The sequence below is a fragment of the Streptomyces swartbergensis genome (genome assembly GCF_002148965.1).
In the GTDB taxonomy this organism is placed as follows: Bacteria; Actinomycetota; Actinomycetes; order Streptomycetales; family Streptomycetaceae; genus Streptomyces; species Streptomyces swartbergensis.
The window spans coordinates 24,883-35,631 of record NZ_NGFN01000039.1; the positions used below are offsets into that span (position 1 = coordinate 24,883).

Annotated in this window: 11 protein-coding genes; 10 read left to right on the plus strand and 1 reads right to left on the minus strand. The window is 71.7% G+C overall.

Annotated features, from left to right (window positions below; genetic code table 11):
* Positions 1–138 precede the first annotated feature (138 nt).
* Positions 139–2,337 (minus strand): elongation factor G-like protein EF-G2, encoded by a 2,199-nt coding sequence (locus tag CA983_RS09380; protein ID WP_086600407.1) that lies wholly within the window; start codon positions 2,335–2,337, stop codon positions 139–141.
* A gap of 216 nt (positions 2,338–2,553) precedes the next feature.
* Here CA983_RS09380 and pgsA point away from each other — a divergent pair, with 216 nt between their 5' ends.
* The 10 genes from pgsA to ruvB form a co-directional block, all read left to right on the plus strand.
* Complete coding sequence (pgsA, locus tag CA983_RS09385) at positions 2,554–3,318, plus strand: phosphatidylinositol phosphate synthase (RefSeq protein ID WP_086600408.1); 765 nt, start codon at positions 2,554–2,556, stop codon at positions 3,316–3,318.
* Complete coding sequence (locus CA983_RS09390) at positions 3,315–4,223, plus strand: phosphatidylinositol mannoside acyltransferase (RefSeq protein WP_086600409.1); 909 nt, start codon at positions 3,315–3,317, stop codon at positions 4,221–4,223. The genes pgsA and CA983_RS09390 overlap by 4 nt, the downstream gene beginning before the upstream one ends.
* Positions 4,220–5,383, plus strand: a complete 1,164-nt coding sequence (locus CA983_RS09395) for a glycosyltransferase family 4 protein (RefSeq protein ID WP_086600410.1) — start codon at positions 4,220–4,222, stop codon at positions 5,381–5,383. The genes CA983_RS09390 and CA983_RS09395 overlap by 4 nt, the downstream gene beginning before the upstream one ends.
* Positions 5,384–5,452: 69 nt before the next feature.
* On the plus strand, positions 5,453–5,995 hold the full coding sequence (locus tag CA983_RS09400) for a hypothetical protein (RefSeq protein ID WP_086600411.1): 543 nt from the start codon (positions 5,453–5,455) through the stop codon (positions 5,993–5,995).
* Positions 5,996–6,130: 135 nt separating this feature from the next.
* Positions 6,131–7,042: a pyridoxal 5'-phosphate synthase lyase subunit PdxS gene (gene pdxS / locus CA983_RS09405; RefSeq protein ID WP_086600412.1), complete on the plus strand. Its 912-nt coding sequence runs from the start codon at positions 6,131–6,133 to the stop codon at positions 7,040–7,042.
* 5 nt (positions 7,043–7,047) lie between these two features.
* Positions 7,048–7,656, plus strand: coding sequence for a pyridoxal 5'-phosphate synthase glutaminase subunit PdxT (gene pdxT, locus CA983_RS09410; RefSeq protein WP_086600413.1), 609 nt, complete (start codon positions 7,048–7,050; stop codon positions 7,654–7,656).
* Positions 7,657–7,704: 48 nt separating this feature from the next.
* The gene (locus CA983_RS09415) at positions 7,705–8,457 is read left to right on the plus strand and encodes a YebC/PmpR family DNA-binding transcriptional regulator (RefSeq protein WP_086600414.1); all 753 of its coding nucleotides are present in this window, start codon (positions 7,705–7,707) and stop codon (positions 8,455–8,457) included.
* Positions 8,458–8,572: 115 nt separating this feature from the next.
* Complete coding sequence (gene ruvC / locus CA983_RS09420) at positions 8,573–9,112, plus strand: crossover junction endodeoxyribonuclease RuvC (protein WP_086600415.1); 540 nt, start codon at positions 8,573–8,575, stop codon at positions 9,110–9,112.
* The gene (ruvA, locus tag CA983_RS09425) at positions 9,109–9,714 is read left to right on the plus strand and encodes a Holliday junction branch migration protein RuvA (protein WP_086600416.1); all 606 of its coding nucleotides are present in this window, start codon (positions 9,109–9,111) and stop codon (positions 9,712–9,714) included. Before ruvC ends, ruvA begins: the two co-directional genes overlap by 4 nt.
* Before the next feature lie 28 nt (positions 9,715–9,742).
* Positions 9,743–10,749: Holliday junction branch migration DNA helicase RuvB (ruvB, locus tag CA983_RS09430; RefSeq protein ID WP_086600417.1), on the plus strand; the 1,007-nt coding region annotated here is incomplete at its 3' end.

A 10,749-nucleotide genomic window follows, 5' to 3' on the forward strand; every position in this document is an offset into this window, starting at 1 on the left:
TTCCGCGCTTCGCACACCTGTTGATCAGGTCATCAGCGTATCCGCAGGCACCGACATCCGGAGGCGGGCGGTCCTCGGAACCGCCCGCCTGTGCGGAGGAAGCCCTCACCAGGGCCACTTGGCCCCCTCGGGCCCCAACTAGGAGGCTTTGCGCTCCTCTTCCCGGACCCGGTCCGCGACCTGCTGCGGCATCGGCTCGTGCCGTACGTACCGGCGGCTGAAGCGTGCCGTGCCGTGCGACATCGACCGCAGGTCGATCGCGTAGCGACCGATCTCGATCTCGGGCACCTCGGCCCGGATCAGGGTGCGCCCGCCGGGTGTCTGCTCGGTGCCGAGCACCCGGCCGCGCCGCCCCGACAGGTCGCTCATCACGGTGCCCACGAACTCGTCGCCGACCAGCACCGACACCTCGTCCACCGGCTCCAGCAGATGGATCCTCGCGTCGGTCGCGGCCTCCCGCAGCGCGAGCGCGCCGGCCGTCTGGAACGCGGCGTCGGAGGAGTCCACCGAGTGCGCCTTGCCGTCCAGGAGGGTCACGCGTACGTCGATGAGCGGATACCCGGCGGCGACCCCCTTGGCGGCCTGGGCTCGTACGCCCTTCTCCACCGACGGGATGAACTGCCGGGGCACCGCGCCGCCGACCACCTTGTCCACGAACTCGATGCCCGAGCCACCCGGCAGCGGCTCCACCTCGATCTCGCAGATGGCGAACTGCCCGTGCCCACCGGACTGTTTGACGTGCCGGCCGCGCCCGGCCGCCTTGGTCGCGAAGGTCTCGCGCAGCGACACCTTGTGCGGTACGACGTCGACCTGGACGCCGTAGCGGCTGCGCAGCCGCTCCAGGGCGACGTCCGCGTGCGCCTCGCCCAGGCACCACAGGACCACCTGGTGGGTGTCCTGGTTCTGTTCGAGCCGCATCGTCGGATCCTCGGCGACCAGCCGGGCCAGGCCCTGCGAGAGCTTGTCCTCGTCCGGCTTGCTGTGCGCCTGGATGGCCAGCGGCAGCAGCGGGTCGGGCATCTGCCACGGCTCCATGAGCAGCGGGTCGTCCTTGGCGGACAGGGTGTCCCCGGTCTCGGCGCGGCTGAGCTTGGCCACGCACGCCAGGTCGCCCGCGATGACGTGCGACACCGGGCGCTGCTGTTTGCCGAACGGCGTGGACAGGGCGCCGATCCGCTCGTCGACGTCGTGGTCCTCGTGCCCGCGGTCGGCCAGGCCGTGCCCGGAGACGTGGACCGTCTGGTCGGCGCGCAGGGTGCCGGAGAACACGCGGATCAGCGACAGCCGGCCGACGTACGGGTCGGAGGAGGTCTTCACGACCTCCGCGACCAGTGGGGCGTCCGGATCACAGGGCTTGAGCTCGCGCGGGTTGCCGTCGATCGTCGTCACCCGCAGCGTCTCGTGCTCCAGCGGCGTGGGGAAACCCCGGGTGATCAGCTCCAGCAGCTCCACCGTGCCGAGTCCCTGCCGGGAGCCCTCGGCCGCGGGGGCGGCGGCCAGGACGGGGAAGAAGACCCCGCGGGCGACGGCCCGCTCCAGGTCCTCGATCAGCGTCTTGACGTCGACCGGTTCCCCGCCGAGGTAGCGGTCCATGAGGGTCTCGTCCTCGCTCTCCGAGATGATCCCCTCGATCAGCCGGTTGCGGGCCTCCTCGATCAGCGGCAGCTGGTCCTCGCCCGGCTCCGACTCCTTGCGCTCACCGGTCGAGTAGTCGAACAGCTTCTGCGACAGCAGCCCGATCAGGCCGGTCACGGGCGCGTGCCCGTCCGGCGCCTCGGGGCCGCGCAGCGGCAGGTAGAGCGGCAGGACCGCATCGGGGTCGTCCGCGCCGAAGGCCTCCGCGCAGATCCGCGTCATCTCCTCGAAGTCGGCGCGCGCCGCCTCCAGGTGAGTGACGACGATGGCCCGCGGCATGCCCACGGCCGCGCACTCCTCCCACACCATGCGGGTCGAGCCGTCCACACCGTCCGAGGCCGAGACGACGAAGAGGGCCGCGTCCGCCGCTCGCAGACCGGCCCTGAGCTCACCGACGAAGTCGGCGTATCCGGGGGTGTCGAGGAGGTTGACCTTGATGCCGTCCCACTCGACGGGCACCAGGGAGAGCTGCACCGAGCGCTGCTGCCGGTGCTCGATCTCGTCGTAGTCGGAGACGGTGCCGCCGTCCTCCACGCGGCCCGCCCGGTTCACTGCCCCCGCCGTGAGCGCGAGGGTTTCCACCAACGTGGTCTTGCCCGATCCGGAGTGGCCGACCAGCACCACATTCCGTACGGACTGGGGGTGGTCGGCCGCCTGTGCCCTGCCGGCGGCCCCAGGGTGTGTCTGTGCCTTGTCGCCCATGATCCTGCCTCCCGTGCACGGTGAGGTCACTGTGGGCGCGGGACACGCGGGATCCGCGTGCGGTGCGGCTCCGGCGACGCCCGCGGTTATTCGACCTTCCCACTCCCGTCACGGTGCGTCCATACGAAGGACGTGATCGCGCCCCGCCCCGCGCACCGGTGCGCCGTGACACGGGCCCCGGGTCCCGCCCGTCACCCGCACGCGCGCGTGGCTACGATGGGCCAGCCGGTGGCCAGCAGGGGCCAGACGGCGACACCGACCCTCGGGAAGGCCATGCTGAACAAGTACGCGCGTGCATTCTTCACGCGTGTTCTCACACCGTTCGCCGCGTTTCTGATCCGGCGGGGCGTCAGCCCCGACACCGTCACGCTCATCGGCACGGCCGGTGTGGTCGCGGGCGCGCTGGTCTTCTACCCCATGGGCGAGTTCTTCTGGGGCACGGTCGTGATCACGCTGTTCGTGTTCTCCGACCTGGTCGACGGCAACATGGCCCGGCAGCTCGGCCGCTCCAGCCGCTGGGGCGCCTTCCTGGACTCCACGCTGGACCGGGTCGCCGACGGGGCGATCTTCGGCGGCTTCATCCTCTGGTACGCCGGCGGGGGCGACGACCTCGTCCTGTGCGCCGTCTCGATCTTCTGCCTGGCGAGCGGCCAGGTGGTGTCGTACACCAAGGCCCGGGGCGAGTCGATCGGCCTGCCGGTCGCCGTCAACGGGCTGGTCGAGCGGGCCGAGCGGCTGGTGATCTCCCTGGTCGCGGCCGGTCTCGCGGGCCTGCACGCGTTCGGTGTCCCGGGCATCCAGTACCTGCTGCCGGTCGCCCTGTGGATCGTCGCCGTGGGCAGCCTCGTCACGCTCATCCAGCGGGTCGTCACGGTCCGCCGCGAGTCCGCGGAGGCCGAGGCCGCGAGTGCGGCTGCCGCGCAGGACGACAATGAGGGCGAGCAGGAGAACGCCTCACACGGGAGCGAGGCATCCACGTGAGCGCACAGGACCGGCTGACGGACGCGCTGTACGGCCTCGGCTGGAGCACGGTCAAGAAGCTCCCCGAGCCGGTTGCCGTACGGCTCGGGCAGACCATCGCCGACCTCGCCTGGAAGCAGCGCGGCAAGGGCGTACAGCGGCTGGAGAGCAACTACGCGCGCGTGGTGCCCGGTGCGAGCCCCGAGCGCCTCGCCGAGCTCTCGCGCGCGGGCATGCGGTCGTACCTGCGCTACTGGATGGAGTCCTTCCGCCTCCCCGCCTGGAGCAGGGAGCGCATCGAGAGCGGCTTCGTCGCCAAGGACCTGCACTACCTGACCGAGGGCCTGGCCGCCGGCAAGGGCGTCATCCTCGCCCTGCCCCACCTGGCCAACTGGGACCTCGCCGGCGCCTGGGTCACCACCAAGCTGGGCATCCCGTTCACGACGGTCGCCGAGCGCCTGAAGCCGGAGACGCTGTACGACCGGTTCGTCGCCTACCGCGAGGGCCTCGGCATGGAGGTCCTGCCGCACAGCGGCGGCACCGCCTTCGGCACCCTGGCCCGGCGGCTGCGCGACGGCGGCCTGGTCTGCCTGGTCGCCGACCGCGACCTGTCCGCCTCCGGCGTCGAGGTCGGCTTCTTCGGCGACACGGCCCGCATGCCGGCCGGACCCGCCCTGCTCGCCCAGCAGACCGGCGCCCTGCTGTTGCCCGTCACGCTCTGGTACGACGACTCGCCCATGATGCGGGGCCGTGTCCACCCGCCCGTCGACGTCCCCGAGTCAGGCACGCGCGCCGAGAAGACGTCTGTCATGACACAGGCGCTGGCCGACGCCTTCGCCACGGGGATCGCCGACCACCCGGAGGACTGGCACATGCTGCAGCGCTTGTGGCTCGCGGACCTCGACCCCGCGAAGGGGCGCCCGTGAAGATCGGCATCGTCTGCCCCTACTCCTGGGACGTACCGGGCGGCGTCCAGTTCCACATCCGGGACCTGGCCGAGTACTTCATCCGCCTCGGCCACGAGGTGTCCGTCCTCGCCCCGGCCGACGACGACACGCCGCTCCCGCCGTACGTCGTCTCGGCCGGGCGCGCGGTGCCGGTCCCGTACAACGGCTCGGTGGCCCGGCTGAACTTCGGCTTCCTGAGCGCCGCCCGGGTGCGCCGCTGGCTGCACGACGGCGCGTTCGACGTCATCCACATCCACGAGCCGACCTCGCCCTCGCTGGGCCTGCTGACCTGCTGGGCGGCCCAGGGACCGATCGTCGCCACGTTCCACACGTCCAACCCGCGCTCCCGGGCCATGATCGCCGCGTACTCCATCCTCCAGGCCGCTCTGGAGAAGATCAGCGCGCGGATCGCGGTGAGCGAGTACGCGCGCCGCACGCTGGTGGAGCACCTCGGCGGGGACGCGGTGGTGATCCCGAACGGCGTCGACGTCGACTTCTTCGCCAAGGCCGAGCCCAAGGCCGAGTGGCAGGGCGACACGATCGGCTTCATAGGGCGCATCGACGAGCCCCGCAAGGGCCTGCCGGTGCTGATGAAGGCCCTGCCGAAGATCCTCGCCGCCCGTCCGCAGACCCGGCTGCTGGTCGCCGGGCGCGGTGACGAGAAGGAGGCGGTGGAGTCACTGCCCGCCGCGCTGCGCTCCCGCGTCGAGTTCCTCGGCATGGTCAGCGACGAGGACAAGGCCCGCTTCCTGCGCAGCGTCGACCTGTACGTCGCGCCCAACACCGGCGGCGAGAGCTTCGGGATCATCCTGGTCGAGGCCATGTCCGCGGGAGCCCCCGTCCTCGCCTCCGACCTGGACGCCTTCGCCCAGGTCCTGGACCGGGGAGAGGCCGGCGAACTGTTCCCCAACGAGGACGCCGACGCCCTGGCCGACGCTGCCGTACGCCTGCTGGACGACCCGGCCCGSCGCACGGAACTGCGCGAGCGGGGCAGCGCCCACGTGCGGCGCTTCGACTGGTCGACCGTCGGCGCGGACATCCTGTCCGTCTACGAGACGGTGACGGCCGGAGCGGCGGCGGTCGCGGAGGACGAGCGGGTGACCGGGTTGTGGGCCAGGCTGGGGTTCGCCCGGGACTGACGTGATCCACCAGGGCCGGGCAGGGCGGGGTGAACCGACGGCCCGGGCGGGCCGCTAGCCTTGCCGCCCGTGACCACCACTCTCATCTGGATCGCCGTGGCCCTGGTCGCGGTCGGGCTCTATCTGAGCTGGACCGCCGGCCGTCTCGACCGTCTCCACGCCCGCATCGACGCCGCCCGGGCCGCCCTGGACGCGCAGCTGCTGCGCCGGGCCTCGGTCGCACAGGAACTGGCGACGTCGGGAGTCCTGGATCCGGCCGCCTCGATCGTCCTCTACGAGGCCGCGCACGCCGCCCGTCAGGCGGAGGAGGAGCAGCGGGAGGTCGCCGAGAGCGATCTGAGCCAGGCCTTGCGGGCCGTCTTCGGGGAGATCCAGCAGGTGGAGGCGGTGCGGGAGGCGCCCGGAGGCGAGGAGGCCGCCGAGGAGCTCGCGCAGGCGGTGCGGCGCGTCCCCATGGCCCGCCGCTTCCACAACGACTCCGTACGCGCCGCCCGTGCCCTCCGCCGGCACCGCAAGGTCCGCTGGTTCCGCCTGGCGGGCCACGCCCCGTTCCCCATGGCCTTTGAAATGGACGACGAGCCTCCGGCGGCCCTCGCCGACCGGGCCGCCTGAGCCCCCGTTCACGCACCGTTCCCCGGCCGTCCGCCGGAAAAGGATCCACAGCGTTCCCATTGGCCCTTGCTGTGGCCTGGTCCCCTCGCGTTTCCTCGGTGCTGCTGGATTCCCCTTTCCGTAGCGAGGTCACCCGTGTCCACCACGTCCCCCAACTCCCAGGCCCCCGCGACCGGCACCGCCCGTGTGAAGCGCGGCATGGCCGAGCAGCTCAAGGGCGGCGTCATCATGGACGTCGTCACGCCGGAGCAGGCGAAGATCGCCGAGGACGCGGGCGCCGTCGCCGTCATGGCCCTGGAGCGGGTCCCGGCCGACATCCGCAAGGACGGCGGCGTGGCCCGCATGTCCGACCCGGACATGATCGAGGGCATCATCGACGCCGTCTCGATCCCGGTCATGGCCAAGTCCCGCATCGGCCACTTCGTCGAGGCCCAGGTGCTGCAGTCCCTCGGCGTCGACTACATCGACGAGTCCGAGGTCCTCACCCCGGCCGACGAGGTCAACCACTCCGACAAGTGGGCCTTCACCACGCCGTTCGTCTGTGGCGCCACCAACCTGGGCGAGGCCCTGCGCCGCATCGCCGAGGGCGCCGCGATGATCCGCTCCAAGGGCGAGGCCGGCACCGGCAACGTCGTCGAGGCCGTCCGCCACCTGCGCCAGATCAAGAACGAGATCGCCAAGCTGCGCGGCTTCGACAACAACGAGCTGTACGCCGCCGCCAAGGAGCTGCGCGCCCCCTACGAGCTCGTCAAGGAGGTCTCCGAGCTCGGCAAGCTGCCGGTCGTGCTGTTCTCCGCCGGCGGTGTCGCCACCCCGGCCGACGCGGCCCTGATGCGCCAGCTCGGCGCCGAGGGCGTCTTCGTCGGCTCCGGCATCTTCAAGTCCGGCGACCCGGCCAAGCGCGCCGCCGCCATCGTGAAGGCCACCACCTTCTACGACGACCCGAAGATCATCGCCGACGCGTCCCGCAACCTCGGCGAGGCCATGGTCGGCATCAACTGCGACACGCTGCCCGAGACCGAGCGCTACGCCAACCGCGGCTGGTAACACCCATGAGTGAAGCACCTGTGATCGGCGTCCTGGCCCTCCAGGGCGACGTACGGGAGCACCTCGTCGCCCTGGCCGCGGCCGATGCCGTGGCCAGGCCGGTGCGGCGCCCCGAAGAACTCGCCGAGGTGGACGGCCTCGTCATCCCCGGCGGCGAGTCCACCACCATCTCCAAGCTGGCCGTCCTGTTCGGGGTGATGGAGCCGCTCCGCGCGCGCGTGCGCGCCGGCATGCCCGTCTACGGCACCTGCGCCGGCATGATCATGCTCGCCGACAAGATCCTCGACCCGCGCTCGGGCCAGGAGACCGTCGGCGGCATCGACATGATCGTGCGCCGCAACGCCTTCGGCCGGCAGAACGAGTCCTTCGAGGCGGCCGTCGACGTCCAGGGCGTCGCGGGCGACCCCGTGGAGGGCGTCTTCATCCGCGCCCCCTGGGTCGAGTCCGTCGGCGCCGGGGCCGAGGTGCTCGCCGAGCACGACGGCCACATCGTCGCCGTCCGTCAGGACAACGCTCTGGCCACGTCCTTCCACCCGGAACTGACCGGCGACCACCGCGTGCACGCCCTGTTCGTCGACATGGTGCGCGCCAACCGGACGGCCGAGTCCTTGTAGGATTCCTGCGTTCGTTGCTGAGATGGGTTACGCGAAGGAGACAGGCAGATGTCCGGCCACTCTAAATGGGCCACGACGAAGCACAAGAAGGCCGTCATCGATGCCAAGCGCGGCAAGCTCTTCGCGAAGCTGATCAAGAACATCGAGGTGGCGGCCCGGATGGGCGGCGCCGACCCCGAAGGCAACCCGACGCTCTACGACGCCATCCAGAAGGCCAAGAAGTCGTCGGTCCCCAACAAGAACATCGACTCCGCGGTCAAGCGCGGCGCGGGCCTGGAGGCCGGCGGCGCCGACTACGAGACGATCATGTACGAGGGCTACGGCCCGAACGGTGTCGCGGTGCTCATCGAGTGCCTCACCGACAACCGCAACCGCGCCGCCTCCGAGGTCCGCGTCGCCATGACCCGCAACGGCGGCTCCATGGCCGACCCGGGCTCGGTGTCGTACCTCTTCAACCGCAAGGGCGTGGTGATCGTCCCCAAGGGCGAGCTGACCGAGGACGACGTGCTGGGCGCCGTGCTCGACGCGGGCGCCGAGGAGGTCAACGACCTCGGCGAGACCTTCGAGGTCATCAGCGAGGCCACCGACCTGGTCGCGGTCCGCACCGCCCTCCAGGACGCCGGCATCGACTACGACTCCGCCGACGCCAACTTCGTCCCGACCATGCAGGTCGAGCTGGACGAGGAGGGCGCCAAGAAGATCTTCAAGCTGATCGACGCGCTCGAGGACAGCGACGACGTGCAGAACGTCTTCGCCAACTTCGACGTCAGCGACGAGGTCATGGAGAAGGTCGGCGCGTAACGCCGCCGCGGGCTCCGCAGAGACCAACGGGCCGACGGGACACACCCCGTCGGCCCGTCGCGTTGTCGGTGGCACCCGATAGCCTGCACAAACAGGTGAGCGAGAGGGAGGGCGCGTGCGCGTGCTGGGGGTGGACCCGGGACTGACCCGGTGCGGTGTGGGCGTGGTCGAGGGCGTCGCCGGACGGCCGCTCACGATGATCGGCGTCGGCGTCGTCCGCACGCCGGCCGACGCCGACCTCGGCCACCGCCTGGTCGCCATCGAGCAGGGCATCGAGGAGTGGCTGGACGAGCACCGGCCGGAATTCGTCGCCGTGGAGCGCGTCTTCAGCCAGCACAACGTCCGTACGGTGATGGGCACGGCCCAGGCCAGCGCCGTCGCCCTGCTGTGCGCCTCGCGCCGCGGCATCCCCGTGGCGCTGCACACGCCGAGCGAGGTCAAGGCCGCCGTCACCGGCAGCGGCCGGGCCGACAAGGCCCAGGTGGGCGCGATGGTCACCCGCCTGCTCCGGCTCAGCGCACCGCCCAAGCCCGCCGACGCGGCCGACGCCCTCGCCCTCGCCATCTGCCACATCTGGCGCGCCCCCGCGCAGAACCGGCTCCAGCGGGCCGTCGCCCTGCACACCGCCAAAGCACCGAAAGGCCGTACGGCATGATCGCCTTCGTCAGCGGCACAGTGGCCGCACTCGCTCCGGACGCCGCGGTCGTCGAGGTCGGCGGCGTCGGCATGGCCGTCCAGTGCACGCCGAACACGCTGTCCACGCTCCGCATGGGCCGGCCCGCCAAGCTGCACACGTCCCTCGTCGTTCGGGAGGACTCACTCACCCTGTACGGCTTCGCGGACGACGACGAGCGCCAGGTCTTCGAGCTGCTCCAGACGGCCAGCGGTGTCGGTCCCCGGCTGGCCCAGGCCATGCTCGCCGTCCACAGCCCGGACGCCCTGCGCCGGGCCGTCGCCACCGGCGACGAGAAGGCGCTCACCGCCGTCCCCGGCATCGGCAAGAAGGGCGCCCAGAAGCTGCTCCTGGAGCTGAAGGACCGGCTCGGCGCGCCGATCGGCGCACCCGCCGTCGGCGCGCCGGTCAGCAGCGGCTGGCGCGACCAGCTGCACGCGGCCCTGATCGGTCTCGGGTACGCCACCCGGGAGGCCGACGAGGCGGTGGCCGCAGTGGCTCCGCAGGCCGAGGCCGCCGAGGGCACGCCCCAGGTGGGCCAGTTGCTGAAGGCGGCCCTGCAGACCCTGAACCGCGCCCGATAGCCCGTACCGAGATTCCGAGGCACACTCCATGAACTGGGACGACACGACCGACGCCGAAGCCGCTGAGCGGCTTGTCGGTGCGTCCGCCGACCGTGAGGACCAGGCCGTCGAGGCCGCCCTGCGCCCCAAGGACCTGGGCGAGTTCATCGGCCAGGAGAAGGTCCGCGAGCAGCTCGACCTCGTCCTGCGCGCCGCACGCGCGCGGGGCGCCACCGCCGACCACGTGCTGCTCTCCGGCGCCCCCGGCCTCGGCAAGACCACCCTGTCGATGATCATCGCGGCCGAGATGGGCGCTCCCATCCGCATCACGTCGGGCCCCGCCATCCAGCACGCCGGCGACCTGGCGGCGATCCTCTCCTCCCTCCAGGAGGGCGAGGTCCTCTTCCTCGACGAGATCCACCGCATGTCCCGGCCCGCCGAGGAGATGCTGTACATGGCGATGGAGGACTTCCGCGTCGACGTCATCGTCGGCAAGGGCCCGGGCGCCACCGCCATCCCGCTGGAGCTGCCCCCCTTCACCCTGGTCGGCGCCACCACACGCGCGGGCCTGCTGCCGCCCCCGCTGCGCGACCGCTTCGGCTTCACCGCCCACATGGAGTTCTACGAACCGGCCGAACTGGAGCGGGTCATCCATCGCTCCGCGGACCTCCTGGAAGTCGAGATCGAGCCGGACGGCGCCGCCGAGATCGCCGGCCGTTCCCGCGGCACGCCCCGCATCGCCAACCGTCTGCTGCGCCGCGTCCGGGACTACGCGCAGGTCAAGGCCGACGGACTGATCACCAAGGACATCGCCGAGGCCGCCCTCGCCGTCTACGAGGTGGACGCCCGCGGCCTCGACCGCCTCGACCGGGCCGTGCTGGAAGCCCTGCTCAAGCTGTTCGGCGGCGGCCCCGTCGGCCTGTCCACGCTCGCCGTCGCGGTGGGGGAGGAGCGTGAGACCGTGGAAGAGGTCGCCGAGCCCTTCCTGGTACGGGAGGGCCTGCTGGCCCGCACCCCGCGCGGCCGGGTCGCCACCCCCGCCGCATGGGCGCATCT